The sequence below is a fragment of the Paraburkholderia sp. USG1 genome, from assembly GCF_031570135.1.
Taxonomy (GTDB): Bacteria; Pseudomonadota; Gammaproteobacteria; order Burkholderiales; family Burkholderiaceae; genus Paraburkholderia; species Paraburkholderia dioscoreae.
The window spans coordinates 58,760-79,392 of record NZ_JAMWXW010000007.1; the positions used below are offsets into that span (position 1 = coordinate 58,760).

At 64.7% G+C, this 20,633-nt stretch carries 16 protein-coding genes; 6 read left to right on the forward strand and 10 right to left on the reverse strand.

Going from position 1 to position 20,633, the window contains the following annotated elements; translation table 11 throughout:
- Nucleotides 1-120: 120 nt before the first annotated feature.
- The 8 genes from NE850_RS11435 to NE850_RS11470 form a co-directional block, all read right to left on the reverse strand.
- Nucleotides 121-1,245, reverse strand: a complete 1,125-nt coding sequence (locus NE850_RS11435; RefSeq protein ID WP_197740214.1) for an FUSC family protein — start codon at nt 1,243-1,245, stop codon at nt 121-123.
- A gap of 149 nt (nt 1,246-1,394) precedes the next feature.
- Nucleotides 1,395-2,945: a monocarboxylate uptake permease MctP gene (gene mctP, locus NE850_RS11440; protein WP_007175717.1), complete on the reverse strand. Its 1,551-nt coding sequence runs from the start codon at nt 2,943-2,945 to the stop codon at nt 1,395-1,397.
- The gene (locus NE850_RS11445; RefSeq protein ID WP_007175718.1) at nt 2,945-3,184 is read right to left on the reverse strand and encodes a DUF3311 domain-containing protein; all 240 of its coding nucleotides are present in this window, start codon (nt 3,182-3,184) and stop codon (nt 2,945-2,947) included. The genes mctP and NE850_RS11445 overlap by 1 nt, the downstream gene beginning before the upstream one ends.
- Before the next feature lie 410 nt (nt 3,185-3,594).
- The gene (locus NE850_RS11450) at nt 3,595-4,527 is read right to left on the reverse strand and encodes a hypothetical protein (RefSeq protein WP_007175719.1); all 933 of its coding nucleotides are present in this window, start codon (nt 4,525-4,527) and stop codon (nt 3,595-3,597) included.
- Complete coding sequence (locus tag NE850_RS11455) at nt 4,524-4,997, reverse strand: DNA-deoxyinosine glycosylase (protein WP_007175720.1); 474 nt, start codon at nt 4,995-4,997, stop codon at nt 4,524-4,526. Before NE850_RS11455 ends, NE850_RS11450 begins: the two co-directional genes overlap by 4 nt.
- Nucleotides 4,997-5,680, reverse strand: a complete 684-nt coding sequence (locus NE850_RS11460; RefSeq protein ID WP_007175721.1) for a chorismate lyase — start codon at nt 5,678-5,680, stop codon at nt 4,997-4,999. The genes NE850_RS11455 and NE850_RS11460 overlap by 1 nt, the downstream gene beginning before the upstream one ends.
- A gap of 172 nt (nt 5,681-5,852) precedes the next feature.
- Nucleotides 5,853-7,676, reverse strand: coding sequence for a tetratricopeptide repeat protein (locus tag NE850_RS11465; protein WP_007175722.1), 1,824 nt, complete (start codon nt 7,674-7,676; stop codon nt 5,853-5,855).
- A 48-nt stretch (nt 7,677-7,724) separates the two neighbouring features.
- Nucleotides 7,725-9,533 (reverse strand): hypothetical protein, encoded by a 1,809-nt coding sequence (locus NE850_RS11470; RefSeq protein WP_165185348.1) that lies wholly within the window; start codon nt 9,531-9,533, stop codon nt 7,725-7,727.
- A 259-nt stretch (nt 9,534-9,792) separates the two neighbouring features.
- Here NE850_RS11470 and NE850_RS11475 point away from each other — a divergent pair, with 259 nt between their 5' ends.
- On the forward strand, nt 9,793-10,074 hold the full coding sequence (locus NE850_RS11475; RefSeq protein ID WP_007175724.1) for a hypothetical protein: 282 nt from the start codon (nt 9,793-9,795) through the stop codon (nt 10,072-10,074).
- 123 nt (nt 10,075-10,197) lie between these two features.
- On the opposite strand, the gene htpG is transcribed toward NE850_RS11475, so the two are convergent.
- Together htpG and NE850_RS11485 are read right to left on the reverse strand one after the other, a co-directional pair.
- The gene (htpG, locus tag NE850_RS11480) at nt 10,198-12,102 is read right to left on the reverse strand and encodes a molecular chaperone HtpG (protein ID WP_007175725.1); all 1,905 of its coding nucleotides are present in this window, start codon (nt 12,100-12,102) and stop codon (nt 10,198-10,200) included.
- Between the two features lie 191 nt (nt 12,103-12,293).
- Nucleotides 12,294-13,745, reverse strand: coding sequence for a PLP-dependent aminotransferase family protein (locus tag NE850_RS11485; RefSeq protein ID WP_007175726.1), 1,452 nt, complete (start codon nt 13,743-13,745; stop codon nt 12,294-12,296).
- Between the two features lie 278 nt (nt 13,746-14,023).
- On the opposite strand from NE850_RS11485, the gene NE850_RS11490 reads away from it, so the two are divergent.
- The 5 genes from NE850_RS11490 (at nt 14,024) to NE850_RS11510 (ending at nt 20,470) form a co-directional block, all read left to right on the forward strand.
- Nucleotides 14,024-14,707, forward strand: a complete 684-nt coding sequence (locus NE850_RS11490; protein ID WP_007175727.1) for a VOC family protein — start codon at nt 14,024-14,026, stop codon at nt 14,705-14,707.
- Nucleotides 14,708-14,779: 72 nt separating this feature from the next.
- Nucleotides 14,780-15,976 (forward strand): PLP-dependent aminotransferase family protein, encoded by a 1,197-nt coding sequence (locus NE850_RS11495; protein WP_007175728.1) that lies wholly within the window; start codon nt 14,780-14,782, stop codon nt 15,974-15,976.
- A 66-nt stretch (nt 15,977-16,042) separates the two neighbouring features.
- The gene (locus tag NE850_RS11500) at nt 16,043-16,507 is read left to right on the forward strand and encodes a RidA family protein (protein ID WP_007175729.1); all 465 of its coding nucleotides are present in this window, start codon (nt 16,043-16,045) and stop codon (nt 16,505-16,507) included.
- A gap of 200 nt (nt 16,508-16,707) precedes the next feature.
- Entirely contained in the window at nt 16,708-17,625 is a 918-nt protein-coding gene (locus NE850_RS11505; RefSeq protein WP_007175730.1) for a PhzF family phenazine biosynthesis protein, read from the forward strand.
- A 487-nt stretch (nt 17,626-18,112) separates the two neighbouring features.
- Complete coding sequence (locus NE850_RS11510; RefSeq protein ID WP_310698757.1) at nt 18,113-20,470, forward strand: EAL domain-containing protein; 2,358 nt, start codon at nt 18,113-18,115, stop codon at nt 20,468-20,470.
- The last annotated feature ends 163 nt before the right edge of the window (nt 20,471-20,633 follow it).

Here is a 20,633-nt window from a genome sequence, read left to right on the forward strand (position 1 = left end):
AGTTGGTGCGACTGGTGCAGTTCATCGCAATCGGTGCGGTCTGGGCGAGGTTGGCCAATCGCGCCCGGTCCGGCTCCCACTATCGCGCCTGGTCCAGCCACCTCGCCAGCGCCGGTCAGCCTAAACCTTCGCCAAAACCCGCGAATGCCGTTCGATGTTCCAGTTCGGCTCCGTTTCCAGCAACAACTCGCGCAACCGGTCAACCTGTTCGGCAAGCCGCTGCCCGAGCCAATACGGTCCCTGAAACTCGGCCGGCAGCTTGAGCGCCGCGTCGGCGTGCCTCTGCGCGAGCGGCAACGCGGCCGGAATGCTGAAGTGCGTCGCCCGGCCAAAACGCAGGGCGCGCGCCATCGCCAGCAAAATCGCGCGCACGGTGCTCACCTCCGCGCCGCATTGCCCGGCATACGCCGCCCGCGCCACCGCGTCGGCGTGCATCAGCGGACCGGTGGCCAGCAACTCCAGCGAACTGAGCACCGAGCGGTGCAGCCGCTGAATCTCTTCGAGCTTCGCTTGCGGCACATCGATTTCCTTCGCCACCGATGGCATCAGCGAACGCAATTGCACGAGCCCCTTGTTGATTGCGAGAAAACGCTTGACCTGCTCTTCCTCGCTGATCGTCTCGCCCTCCAGCAGGCGCGTGTAGATGCGTGCGCATTCGCGCAGATTGGCCGCGATGCCATAGCGCCACGAATAGGTGGCATGCAGCGGCAGCGCGAACGAAAACGCCAACGCGATCACAATGCCGATCAGCACGTTCAGCGTGCGCCACAGGCCGACGTCGATCAGGTTGTCGCCGTGGCCCGCGACGATACACATGGTAATGGCCGTCAACAGCCCGATATAACCCGACGAGCCGATCGCAAACCACGCGCAGATGGCGGCGACGATCGACATTAGCAGATAGGTGAGCGGCAGCGAACCGGTCAGGTTTTGCAGGAGAATCAGCGCAAGCCCGATCGATGCCCCAAGCAGCGTGCCCGCCGCCCGTTCGGCCGCCTTCTTGCGGATGTTGCCGTGATGCTGCAAGCCGCCGATCACCACCAGCAAGGTGACCGAAGACCAGATGCCATGCGGAATATCGATACCCGTGGTCGCCAGAATCGAAACCAGCATGGCCAGGCCGACACGCAGACTGTGCAGCACCTTGGCGTGGCGATAGCGGTAGTAAGGCGAGGTAATCGCGCGAACCATCCGGCTGAGCGCCGAGCGGCGTGGAATCAAGGTGTGGGAATCGGCAGAAGCCATACGGACGCGCTCGAAGCTGTAAAGGACGGTTTCGCTATCCTGCCCTGGAGTACGCTATCAAGACAAACGCCCGCAGACCTTCGTCTGCGGGCGCTGTAGTTTTCAGGCTCCCGAACCCGTTGAGGCGGGACGACGCAAGTCGCGCGCACCTAGCTTTCCACCACGTCCAGATAGTCTTCCGGGCGGGTGCGGTCTTCGGCGCGCTGCATGCCGGCCGCGCGCACCAGCAGGCTCACCACCACCGCCACCACCAGATTCACGATCAGCGACCATACCGCCGCATAGCCCGGAATCGCCATGCCGAACAGGTGGATCGTAAAGATCGAGCCGGCCAGCTTCAGCGAAATCGCCATCCACGTGCCGGTTGCGATGCCGACCGCCCAGCCGATCAGCAGGCCGCGATAGTCGAGCACGCGCGTGTACAGACCCAGCACGATGGCCGGCAGCGTCTGGATGATCCAGATACCGCCGAGCAGTTGCAACTGAATCGCGTACGTGAGCGGCAGGCCGAGAATGAACGCCACCGCGCCGACCTTGACGATCAGCGAGACCAGCTTCGCGACATTGGTCTCCTGCTCATGCGTCATGTTGCGGTTGACGAACTCCTTGTGGATGTTGCGCGTGTACAGGTTCGCGGCCGCGATCGACATGATCGCCGCCGGCACCAGCGCGCCGATGCCGATTGCCGCGAACGCCACGCCGACGAACCACGACGGGAAGTAATGCAGGAACAGCGCCGGCACCGCGAAGTTCGGGCCGAACGCCTTGAAGTACGGTGCGAACTCCGGCATGTCCTTCACGCCCGAGGCAAGCGCCATGAAGCCGAGCAGCGCAAGCAGGCCGAGCACCAGCGAGTAAGCCGGCAGCATCGCCATATTGCGGCGAATCGTGTTACCCGACTTCGACGAGAGCACCGCCGTGATCGAGTGCGGATACAGGAACAGCGCGAGCGCCGAGCCCACCGCGAGCGTTGCGTACGCGCTGTAGCCGTTCAGGCTCGACACGTCCGGCGCCTTCAGCAACAGCTTGGCCGGCGGCACCACGCTGAAGATATGCCCGAAGCCGCCCAACTGCGGCGGAATCACAATGATCGCGGCGAAGATCGTGATGTAGATCAGGATGTCTTTGACCACCGCGATCATGGCCGGCGCGCGCAAACCCGAGGTGTACGTGTACGCCGCGAGAATCGCGAACGCGATGATCAGCGGCAGGTCGCCGACAAAGCCCTTGGTGTCGAAACCAAGCGCGCCGATCACCACTTCGATACCGACCAGTTGCAACGCGATGTACGGCATGGTCGCGACGATGCCGGTCACGGCGATCGCCAGAGCGAGCATGCGGCTGCCATAGCGCGCCGACACGAAGTCCGCCGATGTCACGTAGCCCTGACGTTTGGCGATGCTCCACAGTTTCGGGAACACGACGAACGCAAACGGATAGATCAGGATCGTGTACGGCAGCGCGAAGAAACCGGTTGCGCCCGCACCGAATACCAACGCCGGCACGGCGATGAAGGTGTACGCGGTGTACAGGTCGCCGCCCAGCAGGAACCAGGTGACGATGGTGCCGAAGCGCCGGCCGCCGAGACCCCACTCTTCCAGATGCGCGAGATCGCCGCGCCGCCAGTGGGCCGCGATAAAGCCGAGAATCGTGACGCCGACGAAAAACAGCACGAAGACGAAGGTAGCTGTGGCGTTCATTATCGTGCGCCCCCCTGCGGACGGCCATTGGAGCGCGTCTTGGTCTTGAAGTACACGAGCGCCGTGATGACCGCGCTGATCAGCACCCACAGGAGCTGATACCAGTAGAAGAACGGAAAGTCGAACAGCACCGGTTCGACCTTGTTATATGACGGCACCCAGATCATCGCGATCCAGGGCAACAGCAGCAACCAGAGCCAGTGCTTGCTGGCTTTGTTCGCGTCGGCGTCGTGAGCCATGACGTCTCCTCTTCCCTATTATTGAAATGTTGGCCCGTGTTTGACGGGTGGTGGACCCACGGCGGATGGCCACGGGCGCCCCGAAAGCTCCGAAAGAGTATAGGAGCCGCGAACGCGCGGTCAAGCAGGGACGACCCGAGCACGAGCGTGCTTTCGGGGTCGGCGGGATGGTGTCCGAACGGGCGTGTTCGAAGCAATGGGACGGCGCACGTGAGAGGCCGCGCGGCCTGGTTGAGAGGCCGGCCTGTGTCGCATGGACGCGGACCGGCTGCTCGATGCGCGATGAATGGCGGCGCGCGCAAGCGTCGCGCGGGCGCAACGACGCCCGGCGCCGAGGCGGGGCTATCGAGCCTGCGCGCTGCCTTGGGCCGCACCGGCGTACGCGAGCCCAACCACCTTCGGCGCCGGAATCAGATCGAGAACGAGGCGCCGGTCTGTCCGGTCGATTCCTGCAAACCCTTGATCCACTTGCGCGCGGGCAGACCGAGTTCGGTTTCGATCAGCTTCGCGCGCGTTTGCAGCGCCGTGAACGGCACCTCGAGCGGCGGCCCCGAAAACGCGATCGCGATGCGGTTGCCGTCATGCACTTCCGGCAGCGCGACCACGCGGCCGTTGAAGGCTTCGTTCAAGCGCTTCATGTTGCGCACGAAGCTCGGATGATCGCCGAACAGGTTCACCGTCACCACGCCCGCGTCGGTCAGACACGCGCGCACCGCGCGATAAAAGCCCACGCTGTCGAGCACCGGGCCGCGCGCGGTCGCGTCATAGACGTCGATCTGCAGCGCGCCGATCGTGCCGTGGTTGGCGCGGTCGTTGACGAAGTCCCATGCATCGGCTTCATGCACGGTCAGCCGCGCGTCGTCGTGCGGCAGTTCGAACATCGTGCGCGCGGCCACTACGACCGCCGGGTTCACTTCCACCGCCTCGACCTTCGCGCGCTTGAGGAAGCGGTACGCGAACTTGGTCAGCGCCGCGGCGCCCAGACCGAGCTGGACGATACGCTTCGGTGTTTCGATGAACAGCAGCCAGGCCATCATCTGCTCCGCGTATTCCAGTTCGATGTGATCCGGCTTGCGCAGACGCATGGCGCCTTGCACCCACTCCGTGCCGAAATGCAGAAAGCGCACGCCGCCCTCTTCCGAGAATGTCACCGGCGCGAAACGAGGCTTGCGCGGCGCTTCGATTTGCGGCGCGTCGTGCAGATCGTCGCCGAGCGAGGCGCGCTTTTTATTGCGCATGGCGTGGTGCTCTTTCTGTGTTTTCTGTTTTCCGCCGGCGGCATCAGCGTCACGGTTGCGGAAGGCGCGCGCTTCAGCCGAAGCGCGCTTGATCAATTTCGTCATGTAAGGATGTCGCGCCAAAGACGCAATTTTTGGTCGAAGGAGAGCATAGCATTCGCCGGACTCGACGAAGGCAATACCAGGGTGACGTAGCCCGCCGCACCGATCACCGGCGCGAAGCGGCCCGCCGTCTTGCCGTTGAAGCAGACTTTCGCGAGCTTCGGCGCGTGCTCGCGCAATGAAGCGAAATCGTTGGGGCTGGCATTGCGGATCGCCGCGTCGAGACTGCCTTCGCGCGTGCAGGCGGCGAGCACGTCCCACACACCGATGCCGTGAGCCAGCACGCGCCGCAGACGCTCTGTGTAGCCGAGTTCGGCGAGCGGCTCGTCGAGCACGGTGCCGAGAAGCCGCCAGAACTGGTTGCGCGGATGCGCGTAATACTGCGTCGCGGCCAGCGACGCCTCGCCGGGAAAGCTGCCGAGAATCAGCGTATGCGTATCCGCGGCGACGACGGGAGGAAAGCCGCGCAGCATCAGCGGCGCTGCTCGTCGGACGCGCGCGTGGCGGGATGCGCGCGCGAGGCGGTGTGTTCGAGCGGACGGCCGTGTTCGCGCACGCGCGGATGCGCAGACCAGTCGCCTGATATGCCAGCCCCGGACACAGTGGCCAGATGCGCCCACAGCGCCGGCAGCATGCATTCGGTCACCATCAAGGGCGCGCCGTGGCGCTCGAACACCGAGCGGCGCGCGACCAGCGCGTGCGGCGGCAGGCTCTCGATCGCGCACGCCGCGAGGCGATAGAGCGGATGCCGCGCGGTCAGCCTGCGGCTCACCAGCGACGAACGCGCCACGCTGCTGTCGCTATACAGCAGTTCAGCCAGCGGCCGCGTGCGCAAGCGCCGCATGGCCTGCCACACGCCGGCACTCGCGGCGAGCGGCGCGACGCTATGCGCCGCCACGAACGGCACGCCGTCGACCGCGAGCACGACTTCGCGCACCCAGACCGGCACACGCGGCGCGAGGCCGAGCGCGGCGTGCTCGTCGGCCCACGGCAGCGCGACGCCTTCGCGCGTCACGCGAACCGCGACCGCGCCGAGCGCGCGCAGATGCGCGGTCAGTGAACCACCACGGGTCAGCCAGTCTTTCTGCGCGGCGCTCAGGCCGGGCAAGGGAGCGACGCGCCAGTGGGCGTCGGCGGCAACGAAACGGATAGACATGGTGTCGGATTATAACGGCGCGGACGTCGGACCATTCCGCACCGGGCACGCTCTATCCTTCAGCAAAATCCGTCCACTACGCCGCGGGTCGCGAAGCACCTCGACTGGACTGCCGCTCCCGGTTAGTTCCGCTTCTCCGCCGCTCAGCTCGCGCCTGAGCGCGCCTTCATTTTCAGCCGGCGACAAACTCGCGCAACGCTTGTGCGACTTCTTCGAGCACCGGATCCCACCGCCCCAGCTCGCGCTGCCTGAACAGACGCGCCGACGGATACCACGGACTATCGTCACGCTCCGTCATCCAGCGCCAGTCCGTAAACGTGGGTACCAGCACCCAGACCGGCGTGCCGCACGCGCCAGCCAGATGGGCAATCGCGGTATCCACCGTAATGACCAGATCGAGCGACTGCACGATCGCCAGCGTATCGGCGAACGTGCCGATCTCCGGCCCAAACCTGTGCATGTCGATATCCGCGCGCCACGCCGCCGCCTCGTTCTGCGCGTCGCCCTTTTGCAGCGAAAACCATCTCACGCCGGTCTGCTCCAGAACCGGCAGCCATTGGGGCAACGGAATGGACCGGTAGCGATCGAGCCCGTAAGCCGGATTGCCGGCCCAGACAATGCCGACGCGCTTTCTGAACGGACCGCGCGCATCTACCGGACCGATTGCGGCGAGACGGCGGCGCCAACGCTGCATCTGGGCCGGGGCCGCACGCAGATAGGACGTGGCGAGCGGCAACATCGGCAGATCCAGCTTCATGGGCTCCGGCATTCTGAGCATCCGGCACCAGTAGTCGTACGGTCCGGGCGGCGCGGTGGTCCACGCGGCATGCACACCGGCCGCGAGACGCGCCACGTCGCCCAGCGGCACCTCGACCCAGACGTCGACCCGCGCGCCATGCCGATGCAGCCAGTCGGCCATGCCCAGAAACTGCAATTGATCGCCAAGCCCCTGCTCGCCGACGAGCAGAAAGCGGCGCCCCGCCACCGGCTCGCCCCGCCACTCCGGATAAGCGGGGCGAGCCAGATCGCGATTTTCCGGCAATGCCTCATGCCACCGGTATTGCTTCCAGCCGCTTCGGAAATCGCCCGCGCGCAGTTGGGCGGCAGCCAGATTGAATTGCATCAGCGGATGATCGGGCATCAGCCGCGCGGCTTCCACGGCATGGGCATGCATGGCGCGGAACTCGCCCAGCATGTTGAACGCAAACGACGCGTTGTGATGCAGCCAGCCGTTGTGCGGATCGACGCCGAGGCCCTCAAGAGCGACACTCACCGCGTCCTTGAAACGCTCCACGCCGTTCAGGGCATAAGCCACCTGTTGCAACGCGGACGCGTCGGCGGCGAAACGGCTGCGCAGCCCGGCGAGCAGGTCGTCGATCTCCGCATCACGCTGCGCCGCGGACAGCGCCGCGATCAGTTCGAGCGCGTCCGGCAGATGCGTCGAGTCGAGTGTCCACGCGCGTAGCCAGCAGTCCGCTGCGTCCTCGCGGCGATCGAGTTCCGTACTGATTCGCGCAAGCGCGCGCACGGCATGATGCAATGCCGGCTCGAGTTCGAGCGCATCGAGATAGTGCCGGCATGCCTCGGCAAGGCGCATCGACAGCTTCAGACAGTCGCCCAGATTGCGATGCAGGCTCGCAGTGCCGCCACCCAGGCTCATGGCGCGATGGTAGAACGCTTCGGCGGCGATCAGCTCGCCGCCCAGCGCGGCAATCAGGCCGCGATGCTCCCAGATATCCGCGCGCTCGGGCGCAATGTTCAAGGCCCGATCCAGATACTCGCGCGACCGTTCGGGCCGATCGACGCGAAATGACGCGAGGCCGAGACGGTGGAGCGCGTGTACGTTTTGCGATTGTTCCGCGAGGACTCGCTCGTAAGCGGCAATCGCTTCATGATGGCGCCCTGCGGCGAAGCAGACGTCGGCGTGCGCGGTGATCGTGACGACGTCGTTGGACAAGGAAGTGCGCAATGGTGAATCTGTTTCGTGCATCAACATCAATCAATCGGTTACGTGGGTTGCTCAATCTGCAATCGCCTGCGCCGCTCAGGCGGTTCGGTCCGACACCAGCATCGCCGTGAGACGGGCGGCCACCCGCTCGACGACCGGCGTCCACTGCGCGGGCTGCGGCTGCCGGAACAGATCGACGGAGTCATACCAGGGCTGCGTCTCTTCGGTGCCCCAGGACCAGTGCGAGACGTGATCGAGCACCGCCAGCACGCGATGCCCCAGCGCGCCGCCGAGATGCAACGGTGCGCTGTCGATCGTCACCAGCGCATCCAGTGCGGCAAGATGGGCCGCTACGTCGTCGAAACCGTGCTCGTATTCGCCGCTCAGATCGCACACGCGATAACCCTGCGCGGCGAGCGCGGTCACATCGGCGCGGCGGCCGGGCGTGAGCGGATGGAATACGACATCCGGGAGCGCCAGCAGCGGCGCCAGTGCGGCAAGCGGTATCGACCGTTTGGCGTCGCGCCGGTGCGTGGCGCTGCCGGACCACACGAGGCCGATTCGCCACTTCGCTTCGGGCACGCTTGCGTCGACCCGTTCGCGCCACGCCGCCGCCTTCGTTGCATCGGCCCGCAGGTAAGGCGTGCCGCGAACCTGCTGCGGCTGGAGGCCGAGCACGAGCGGCAGGCTCATGATCGGCAAAGCATAGTCGGGCAAGCCGAGCGGGCCGTCTTCGATCGACACGCAATCCGCGTAGAACCGCGCAAACAGCGGTTGCAACGCGCGACGCACGGCGAGCACCAGACGGCCGCCCTCGTCGCGCACGCGCGCTGCCAGTTGCGGAACGAAGCGGACCATCTGGATGTCGTCGCCGCTGCCCTGCTCACTGTGCACCACCAGCGTCCTGCCGCCGAGCGCTTCGCCATGCCAGCGCGGGCACAAGCGCGCCATCAGGCTGACGACGTTGTTCTGTTCGCGGTCTTCGCGCGCAAGACGCGCCTCGAAACGCGGCCATGCGCTCGACCAGGCGCCGCACCTAAGCCCGAGGTCGGCGAGATCGACCGCGGCCTGTATGCCTGACGGATCGATCGCGAGCGACGCCACCAGCGCCGCTTCGCTGTCCTCATAGCGCGCCTGCTCGCCGAGATACATGCCGATTGCCGCCAGCACGTCGGCATTGCCGGGCGCGGCGGCATCCACGGCGCGCATGGTGACTTCCGCGGCGGCCGCGTCGCCGCACTGCCACTGCGCGTGACTGAGTTGCCACGCCATTTCCGCGTCGGCGGGATTGCGGGCAAGGCTCTCGCGACAGATGCGCTCCACCGTCGGCCAGTCGCGAATCTCGCGGAACGCCAACGCGAGTTGCAACGGCAAAGCCGGGTCGATCGCGGGGTCGAGCGCATACGCCCGCAGCAGCGCCGCGCGACGCTCCGCACGCGCGTTCATCCCGGTGAGCGCCGCCAGCGCGATCGACAAGCACCACGGCGCGCGCGCGTCCCACGGCGCCCGACGCTCATAGGCGCGCAGCATATGCGCGGCCGCCGACTGCGCACCGCAGCCGTCGATCAGCCAGATCACCCAGTCGATCGTCGACTCCAGCGGCTGAGCGGCCACCGCCAGTTCGCTGTTGCGCTGCGCGGCGTCGGCGCGGCCGAGCGCGTCGGCGAAGAGCGCCACCCGCGCATGGCGCGCTCCGTTCGAGCACGCTAGTGCCTGGGACGCGCTGTGATAGGCCTCCTCGAAACGCTCCGCGCTCGCGCACAGGTCGGCGTGCAACTGCGACGTCACACCTGTCGCGGCGAACTCGACGGCGCGGCGCGCGGCGGCATCGAAACCCTGCTCGCGCAGAATCGACCACAGGAGATGAACGGAATCGGGAGTTACAGCGAGAGCGGAATCGGACATGGGAGTCGGGAGCGTGGTGGTTACGCGCGAACGCGTAATCGTAAAAATAAGATCCTGTGCTTACGATGCTTAAAGATTGCAAACAATCCTTCAAGCCTCCGAATAAAAAACGCGCGATCATAAGATAAAGCCGCGCGTTTGCATCTCACAAACCAATCTCAATTTAATGCCGTTGATTCTATTTAGTTAGTTAACCATAATTAATTTCAGTCGACGAAGGGCACGGCCCTGCCGGTCGACCAGATCAACCCGTCACCGTATGGAGCAACGCTTGAATACTGAAAAATTGAAGGAAACGTCCGACCGCATCGCTCATCTGGCCGCTGTGGTGTTGCGGCGCACGGGCATCGCGCAACTGGAGAAGGAACTGGCAGGATCGGCACTGGCGCAACATCACACGTCGAAACAGACCAGCAAGGCGATCGGCAGTCTCGCGGCGAAAGTGCTGGCCGATCATGTTTCGTGTCACGAGGCAAAGGAACTGGCCGGTTGTGTGCTCTCGCAAGTGCGTCATGTGGAGGGATCGGCGCCCGCGCGTTGAGCGCGCCACCTGAGACCACCCAAGTGGCCTCGGCTCCGCCGCGTCGGACAAAAAAATGCGCTGCCGGAGCAGCGCATTTCCCAACCACAAGCGTCAGCGCGACGCAGCAGAATCAGGTGCGATTCATGCCTCGTTTGCGCGCGCCAGCAGCAGCGCATTGGTGCGCTTCACGAAGCTCGCCGGGTCTTCCAGCGCGCCACCTTCGGCGAGCAAGGCCTGGTCGAACAGCAAATGGCACCAGTCGTCGAAGTTCGCGCTGTCCGCATGCAGCCCCTTCACCAGCGCGTGCTCCGGATTCACCTCGAGAATCGGATGAAACGACGGCGCCTGCTGACCCGCAGCCTTCAGCATGCGTTGCAGATAGCCGCTCATTTCGCCGTCGTCGGCAACGAGACAGGACGGCGAATCGGTCAGGCGGAACGTGAGGCGCACGTCCTTGGCCTTGTCCTTCAGCGCTTCCTTCATCTTCTCGACGAGCGGCTTGAACTCTTCGCCGACCTTTTCCTGCGCTTCTTTTTCTTCGTCGTTCAGCGCGCCCAGATCGAGATCGCCGCGCGCCACGCTTTGCAGCGGCTTGCCTTCGAACTCGTTCAGGAACGACAGGATCCACTCGTCCACGCGGTCGGTCAGCAGCAGCACTTCCACGCCCTTCTTGCGGAACACTTCGAGGTGCGGGCTGTGGGTCGCGGCCTGCCAGGTGTCGGCGGTGACGTAGTAGATCTTGGTCTGCTCGGGCTTCATACGCGCCACGTAATCGGCGAGCGATACGGTCTGCTCAGGCGTGTCCGTATGCGTCGACGCAAAGCGCACGAGTTTGGCGATCCGCTCGCGGTTGGCGAAGTCTTCGCCGATGCCTTCCTTCAGCACCTGGCCGAATTCCTTCCAGAAACCGGCGTACTTTTCCTTGTCCGCCTCGTTATCCGAATTGGCCAGATCTTCGAGCATCGACAACACGCGCTTGGTCACGCCTTCGCGGATCGCCTTCACGTCGCGGCTTTCCTGGAGGATTTCGCGCGACACGTTCAGCGGCAGATCGGCCGAATCGACCACGCCCTTCACGAAACGCAGATACGCGGGCAGCAGCTGCTCGGCGTCGTCCATGATGAACACGCGTTTCACGTACAGCTTCAGGCCGCCGCGATGATCGCGGTTGAACATGTCGAACGGCGCGTGGGTCGGCACGTACAGCAATTGCGTGTACTCGCTGCGGCCTTCGACGCGGTTATGCGTCCATGTGAGCGGATCCTGATGATCGTGCGAAAGGTGCTGATAGAACTGCTTGTACTGCTCGTCGGTGATGTCGTTCTTCGAACGCGTCCACAGCGCGCTGGCCTGGTTGACGGTCTCGTCTTCGTCTTTCGTGACCATCGCGCTCTTTTCCGCGTCCCACTCTTCCTTCTGCATCAGGATGGGCAGCGCGACGTGGTCCGAGTACTTCTGAATGATCGATTTCAGACGATGCGACGACAGCAGTTCGTCCTCATCGGCACGCAGATGCAGTGTGATGGTCGTGCCGCGTGCGGCGCGCTCGATCTGCTCGACCGCGAAATCGCCCTCGCCCGCGCTTTCCCAGCGCACGCCTTCAGAGGCCGGCAGACCGGCACGGCGCGTTTCCACGGTGATCCTGTCCGCGACGATGAAGCCCGAATAAAAGCCCACGCCGAACTGGCCGATCAGCGCCGCGTCTTTCTGCTGGTCGCCGGAGAGCTTGCCGAAGAATTCCTTGGTGCCCGAACGCGCGATCGTGCCGAGGTTGGCGATCGCTTCGTCGCGGCTCATGCCGATGCCGTTGTCGTCGATCGTGATGGTGCGCGCGTCCTTGTCGTACGACACGCGAATCCGCAGGTTCGGATCGTTCTCGTACAACGCGCTGTTTTCGATCGCTTCGAAGCGCAGCTTGTCGGCCGCGTCGGACGCATTCGAAATCAGCTCGCGCAGGAAAATTTCCTTGTTGCTGTACAGCGAATGGATCATCAGATGCAGAAGCTGTTTCACTTCTGCCTGAAAGCTCATGGTTTCTTGTGCCATGGTCGGACTTCCTCTCTGTTGCGAATGGGGTTCAAGTCAAGGCGCGGCGCCGTTCGTTGCGGCCTGAGCGCTGGCGTGTCGGCTGGCGGTGGGCCGGCCGCCGCCAGCCGTAGCCGTAGCCGTAGCCGTAGCCGTAGCCGTAGCCGTAGCCGCCGGATCGTCCGCCTAATTGGGGGCAAGCCGGCGCGGTTTCAAGAGGCGCGCCGCGCCACGCCGTCGAGATAACGGCACAGAAACGTTGCCAGCTCCGGATCACCGCAATTGGCGATATTGAAGCGCATCCAGGTGGTCGGCGACTGCTGCGGCGAGAACAGGCTGCCGGGCGTGAGCAGAAAACCGGCTTCGTGGCCGGCGGCCGCCAGCGCGTCGGCATCGACGCCAGTGTCGGCCCACAGGAACATGCCGGCCATCGGTGTCAGGAACAGCTTCAGGCCGGTCTTCTCCAGCATCCGCACGGATTTCTCGCGCACGCCGTCGAGCCTCACGCGCAGCCGTTCGACGTGCCGCCGGTAGTGGCCCTCGGTCAGGATCTTGTACAGCACGCGCTCGTTCAATTCCGGGCTCGTCATGCCGACCAGCATCTTCTGGTCGCTGACCGCCGTCGCCACGTCAGGCGCGCAGGCAATGAAACCGACCCGCAGATTCGGCGCGAGCGTCTTCGAAAAACTGCCCAGGTAAATCACGCGCTTCAACTGGTCGAGGCTCGCGAGCCGCGTGCCCGGATAGCTCGGCGGGCACAGATCGCCGTAAATATCGTCCTCGACGACGATGAAATCGTACGCTTCGGCCAGACGCAGAATGCGGAACGCCTGGGCCGCCGTGAGCGACGTGCCCGTGGGGTTCTGCAGCACCGAGTTGATCACCAGCATTTTCGGCCGCCACGTTTGCACGAGCGACTCCAGTGCGTCGAGATCCGGGCCGTCCGGCGTGTACGGCATGCCCACCAGCCGCGCGCCCTGCGAGGCGAACCGCCCGAACATCTGAAACCACGCCGGATCGCCGACGATCACGGCATCGCCCGGTTTCACGTAGATGCGCGAGATCAGGTCGATCGCCTGCGTGATGCCGGACACCATTACGATCTGATCCGGCGAAGCGCCGATCTCCAGTTCTTCGAGCCGCGTCTGCAACTGCTGGCGCAACGGCAAAAAGCCCTGCGGCGTGCCGATGCCGAGCATCTGCGCGCCGCTTTGCCGGCCGAGGGTGCGCAGCGCGTTGGTGATCAGGTCGCCGTCGAGCCAGCGTGCCGGCAGATAACCGAGGCCGGGACTGCGCTCCGGACGCGCGCCGGTGTGCAGCATGTTGCGCAGCAGCCAGACCACGTCGATGGTGGCGGGCGCCGCCGCCTGGGTAGGCGGATGAATCTCGGCGGTGGCCGCGGCGGCCAGCCGTTCGCGCACATAGAATCCGGAACCGCGCCGCGACTCCAGAAAACCCTGCGCCACCAGCCGTTCGTACGCCTCGACCACCGTAAAGCGCGACACGCCCTTGTCGAGCGCGAGCTTGCGGATCGACGGCATGCGCATGCCGGGGCGGAACACGCGCTCCTCGATACGGCGGCGCGCCCACTGGACGAGCTGCTCCACCAGCGTCAGCGACGCCGTGTCGTGCGGGGCGGGAATCTGGGCAAGCGGGACGGACATAACGGAGGCTCCAACTGTACCGAATAGTATCGAACCGATTGTATCGTTACTGTGCAGGTCGGCGCCGCTACATTTGAGATAAGCAAAGGATGGGACGCAGTGCGGCAGGTCTTCTGACATCTATGCCGATACTTTCGCGTCATCCGGCAAAACCCTGCCGAAACGCCATCCGCATGGCCCGCCGATCCGGCAAACGGTTATGCTTACGGCCCCGGCAACGTTGCCGCCACACCCGGCACGTACCGGTTTACCGCAGAGAACCGTTTCCCCGATCCGTCATGACTGCTCACCCGCTTCGCCTTGATCACCTCGTGATTTCCGCCCGCACCCTCGACGAGGGCACGCAGTACGTCGCCGACACGCTCGGCGTCGCGCCGGCCGGCGGCGGCGCGCATCCGCTGATGCGCACGCACAACCGCCTCCTGAACCTGTGGGGCGGCGTGTATCTGGAAGTGATCGCGGTCGATCCGCTGGCGGCGTCGACAGACAACGCGCCGCGCGCCCGCCTGTTCGCGCTCGACGACCCGGCCACGCAAGCGCGGCTCGAAAACGGCCCGTATCTGTCGCACTGGGTCGCGCGGGTCGAGCGGCCGAAACATCTCCCCACGTGGCAGGCGCAGTATCCGCAGCGCATTCCCCCGGCGGTTCCAATGACGCGCGGCGATTTCACCTGGAGCCTGACCGTGCCCGACGACGGCGCGTTCCCCGCCTGGCAGGGCGGCGGCGACGGTGTGCTGCCGTCGCTGATTCAATGGGACACGGTGCGGCATCCGTCGACGGTGTTGCCGGAAACGGGCATTTCGCTGACGGCCCTGAAGGGCGTGCACCCGCAGGCAGACACGTTGGCGGCGCAACTGCGCTGGCTCGGCGCGGCGCATCTGATCGAGTTGCAGGCCACGGATGGCGCGCCGGCCCTCGTCGCCGAGTTTGAAACGCCCGACGGTCTACGGACCCTTAAATAAGCAGCGCGCGCGGGTCGCCGACTCGCGCGATAATTGAAGTTTTGACCGGTTCCAGTACCAGCAGAGGAGACCATGGACCAAAGCGACTTGAAAGCCCCCATGTGGCAATTGTCCGAACGCGCACGCAAGCTCACGAGCTCGGCGATCCGCGAGATTCTGAAGGTCACGGAGCGGCCCGAAGTCATTTCGTTCGCGGGCGGCCTGCCCTCGCCGGCCACCTTCCCGGCCGAACGCATGCGCGCGGCGGCCGACCGCATTCTGCGCGACGAACCGGCCGCCGCCCTGCAATACAGTGCGACCGAAGGCTTTGCGCCGCTGCGGGAATGGATCGCGAAGCGCTACTCGGTCAACGGCGCGCAGATTCGCGCAAGCCAGGTGCTGATCACCACCGGCTCGCAACAGGCGCTCGACCTCCTCGGTAAAGTGCTGGTGTGCCCGGACAGCCCGGTGCTAGTCGAAACGCCGACCTACCTCGGCGCGCTGCAATCGTTTTCGATGTACGAGCCGCGCTACGTGCAAGTGCCGACCGACGAACACGGCCTCATTCCCGAAGCGCTCACGCCCGAACTGACGGCCGGCGCGCGCCTGCTGTACGCACAGCCCAATTTCCAGAATCCGACCGGCCGCCGCCTGCCGATCGAACGCCGCCGCGCGCTCGCCCAGTTCGCGAAAACCGCGCCGTTCCCGGTGATCGAAGACGATCCGTACGGCGCGCTGGACTACGCGGGCGAACCGCTGCCCACCATGCTATCGATGGCGCCGGACCATATCGTCCATCTCGGTTCGTTCTCGAAGGTGCTGGCGCCGGGTCTGCGGGTCGGCTACATCATCGCGCCCGAAGAGCTGATCTTCAAACTCGTGCAAGCCAAACAGGCCACCGATCTGCACACGCCGAGCTTCACCCAGCGCATCGTGTACGAAGTGATCAAGGACGGCTTTCTCGACACGCACGTGCCGACCATTCGCGAGCTGTATCGCAACCAGTGCGCGGCGATGCTCGCCGCGCTCGAACGCTACATGCCGGAAGGCGTAAGCTGGAACCGTCCGGAAGGCGGCATGTTCGTGTGGGTGAATCTGCCCGCGCAGATCGACAGCATGAAACTGCTCGAAGAAGCGGTCGCGCAGAACGTCGCGTTCGTGCCGGGCGGCCCCTTCTTCGCGAATGAAGCGCAACACAACACGCTGCGTCTGTCGTTCGTCACAGTGCCGCCGGCCAGGATCGACGAAGGCGTGTCGCGTCTCGCCGCGCTGATCCGCGCGAAAATCTGAGCGTTTTCTGCATGATCTTCGCCCGCCCCGCGTCTACCGAACTCCACTACTGACCAAGGAATCAACATGGCTCAATCGAACGTGTACGACAAGCTGAAGGAACTGGGCATCGAATTGCCGAGCGCAGGCGCGCCGGCCGCCGCTTATGTCATGAGCGCGCAAAGCGGCAACACGGTGTACCTGTCCGGGCACATCGCGAAGAAGGACGGCAAGGTATGGGCCGGCAAGCTCGGCGCCACCCTCACCACCGAGGAAGGCAAAGCTGCCGCGCGCTCCATCGCCATCGACCTGCTTGCCACGCTGCATGCGCATGTGGGCGATCTGAACCGCGTCACGCGCATCGTCAAGCTGATGAGTCTCGTCAACTCGACGCTCGAATTCACCGAACAGCATCTGGTCACCAACGGCGCGTCGGAATTGATTGCCGATGTGTTCGGTGAACGCGGCAAGCATGCGCGCTCGGCATTCGGCGTCGCGCAGATTCCGCTCGGCGCGTGTGTCGAGATCGAGCTGATCGCTGAAGTCGGCTAATGTACCGAAGTCTGCACGCCGTATCACCGGGGCAGCCTGCAACGGCTGCCAGTTAGTCAGGCGTGGTGCGCTCAGAACGCGTCGCGAGGTGTCGACCACCCGCGGCGCGTTTTGCATTTGTGGCGAGGTAGCTCGTTCCGTCGTCAACGGATAGAATCCGCCAACACTATCCATCCGTTTGATTCGCTGGACCGCGCCCCATGCCCGCCCATACTGTCCGTTTCAAACAGGTCGACGTATTCACGTCGGTGCCGTTCAAGGGCAATCCGCTTGCCGTCGTGTTCGATGCCGATGCCCTCGATACCGATCAGATGCGGGCCATCGCCCATTGGACCAATCTGTCGGAAACCACCTTCCTGTTGAAGCCCAGCGATCCGGCCGCCGACTACCGCGTGCGCATCTTCACCACGCGTGGCGAATTGCCGTTCGCCGGTCATCCGACGCTCGGCACCGCGCATGCGCTGCTCGAAAGCGGCTATCAGCCGAAGCAGGCCGGCAAGCTCGTGCAGCAGTGCGGCGTGGGGCTCGTCAAGCTCGAGGCACTGCCTGAAGCGGACGGCGCGTGGGCCTTCGCCGCGCCGCCCGCGCGCGTCACGCCGCTTGCCGAGGATCGCTACGCGGCGCTGTCTACGGCTTTGCGTAGCGAATCGATCGATTTCAGCGCGACGCCCTGCGCGGTCGACAATGGTGCGCCGTGGCTCGTGGTGCGCGTCGATTCGGCGCGTGAGTGCCTCGCGCTCGAACCCGATGCTGCCGCCCTCGCCGACATGGTGAGTTCGGTGAATACCCACGGACTTGCCGTCTATGGCCCGCATGATGCGGGTGGCCCAGCCACCTTCGAGGTGCGCTGCCTGATGGCCGGGGGCAGCTTCGGCATTGGTGAAGATCCTGTGACCGGCAGCGCCAATGCGGCGCTCGCGGGCCTGTTGAGCGCACAGCAGTTGCGCCCTGGCGCGCGCTATTCAGTGCGTCAAGGCACCGCGCTGGGCCGCGCCGGCCAGGTTCGCGTGCACTACGACGATGCACGTCCCGAAGGAGATCCGCTTCGGGCACGCGGCAAGACGTGGATTGGCGGTCCGTCGGTGACGATCATCGACGGCACGTTCCGCCTGCCCTGACCGGCGCGCGCCCGGCCTCGCCCGAGCATGAGCCCAGGCCCGCCACCGTAGGCAGAACAGGGTTAGCCCCGCCTCGCCACGCTCGACCACAAAACGCCGCATCGCTTGCTTCATTCAATGCGCGGCGCATTGGGAAAGGCCTGGCACACCTGAATGCCAGCACGCCGGAGCGCCAATTGCCGATGAAATGCCCGAATACGACCGCGAGGCAACCCCCTGAAGACCGGCCACGCCGGCTGCCAGACCCGCCGTACGGGACAGCTTGTCGCGCCCGCGTATACCCGATGCCCGGACCCTTCCTTAATCCAGTGGCATTCAGTAATATCGAAACGTACGCGATGACCTGCGGATGGTCAGGCACGGCGCCACGCTCCCTTCTTCTGCGCAGCAGTTCCGGCACCTCGGTCACCATGCAGCCACCCATGAAATCAGCGCAGTCAATTCTCGCGCGCCTGTTACCGGCCGGCACCCAGGCACGGGCCGCCCGATGAGCCAGTCCCGCTTCTCAGACCAGCGCGAAGCCAAACCCCGCCGCGATCCCGCAGTGTCGCGCCGTCGCGCGTTTCTCGCTATTCCCGCGCTCGGCGTTCTGGTCCTGATCCTGCTTTGGACGGTGATCTTCGCGCGTCTCTCGGTCGAGAAAGAAGCCACGTATCGTGAAGCCATGGCCTCTGCCGCGATTCTTTCCGCAGCGCTGGAGCAGCACACGGTCAAGGCGATTCACCAGGTCGACCAGATCACCCGCTTCGTCAAATTCGAGTTCGAGAAGACGCCGAATCATTTCGATCTCGCGAGCACGGTGGAAAAAGGCGTCGTGCAAAGCGAGACGCTGGTGCAGGTGTCGCTGATCGACGAACACGGCACCTTGATCGCCAACACGGCCGAACTCAATCCCCGGCACATCGATCTGTCCGACCGCGAACACTTCAAGGTTCACGAACACGAAAACGACGACCAGTTGTATATCAGCAAACCCGTGCTCGGCCGCGTGTCCGGTCACTGGACCTTGCAGATGACGCGGCGTCTGAATCATCCGGACGGCTCGTTCGCGGGCGTGGTGGTGGTGTCCGAAGACCCCAGCTATTTCACCTCCGACTTCTACAACAACGCGGCCATCGGCCGTGAAGGCGTGATCGCGGTGATTTCGGACAGCGGCGCGGTACTGGCGAGGCGCACCGGCACCGCCGACACCGCGAGCGGCGCCTTCTCGGCGAGCGGTTCGTATCCGACTTCGGAGCACGTGTCGGGCACCTATGTCGATTCGATCGACAACGTCACGCGCATCGTGTCGTACCGGCACATCGACGGTTATCCGCTCGGCGTGCTGGTGGGTCTGTCGCAAGCAGAAGAATTCGCCGACTACAACCACACGCGCAATGTCTATCTGCTAATGGCGGGGTTCATCTCGCTCGCCATGCTGAGCTTCTTCGCCGTGGCCACCGGCCTGATCGGCAAGCTGCTCGGCCGCGAGCGCGAAATGACACATCTGGTCGAATACGATCTGCTCACCGGCCTGCGTAATCGCTATGCCACGCTGCAAAGCCTGCGGCACGACGTCGCGCAACCGGCCAACCTCGGCCGCCTCGCGATCCTCTTTATCGACCTCGACAACTTCAAGACCGTCAACGACACGCTCGGCCACAACGCCGGCGACATCGTGCTGCAAATGACGGCCTCGCGGCTCGCCATCGCGGTGGCCGACGGCGGCGCGCTGAGCCGCATCGGCGGCGACGAGTTCGTGGTCGTGATCAAGGGCGACGACGTCGAGAAGCGTGCCGTCACGCTGGCCGAAGCCGCGGCCGAAGCGTTCGCCAAACCGTTCGAAGTACGCGGCAGTTCGTTCGTGCTGCACGCGAGCATCGGCATTGCGCTGTACTCGGTCGCCAACGAAAGCGAAATCGACCTGCTGAAAAAAGCCGACCTCGCCATGTACAGCGCGAAAGACGCGGGCAAGAACTGCTACCAGTTCTATTCACCGCAACTGTCGCATCGCGCCGATCATTTGATGAAGTGGGAACAGCAATTGCGCGTGGCGCTCGCCGAAGGGCAACTGTTTCTCGCCTATCCGCCGAAGATCGATCTGACACGCCGCTGCATTACCGGCTTCGAAGCGCTGGTGCGCTGGAATCATCCACAGCACGGTTTGATTCCGGCGAACGAATTCATTCCGGTCGCCGAATCCACCGGCCTGATCGTGCCGATCGGCGACTTCGTGATCGAGACCGCCTGCCGTCAGCTCGCGCTGTGGCAGCAGCAAGGCTACGACACGCTGTCGCTCGCGGTGAACATTTCGGCGGTGCAGTTCTGGCGCGGCGACTTGTACGAAACCATCTCGCACGCCATCGAGGAAAGCGGCATTTCCGCACGCCGCCTCGAACTGGAAATCACCGAAACGGCGATGATGGAATATCCCGAACTCGTCTCGGAGAAAATTTTCGCGTTGAAGCGCCTCGGCGTGCGCATCGCGCTCGACGATTTCGGCACCGGTTATTCGTCGCTGTCCTACCTGAACCGTTTCTCGGTGGACACGCTGAAAGTGGACCGTTCGTTCATCCAGGCAATTCCGGGCGACCGCAGCGTCTGCGTGATGGTCACCGCGATCGTCAATCTGGCGCGTTCGCTCGGGCTCACGGTGGTGGTCGAAGGCACCGAGACCGAAGAGCAGATTGCCTGGCTTGCCGCGCTCGGACATATCGAGGCGCAGGGCTTCCTGTTCTCGCGTCCGGTGCCGGTGGACGCGATTCCCGCGCTGCTGGAACGCTTCGGCGTCTGCGGCATGACGGGCACGAGCCGGCAGGCCGCGCGCGACGCGGATAGCACCACCAGCGTCAACACCAACACGTGAACACAGCGGCCCTTGCAGGTCGTCACGGATGATCTACCCGCGGCGCCGCAAACCGGCTACATTCTCGCTGTACCGGTCACAGCGCGATGCCGCCCGGTGGTCGCGCCAAATCACAACGATGATCTCAAAGGACGGCGCCCGCCTGCCGGGCGCTCGTGGCGCC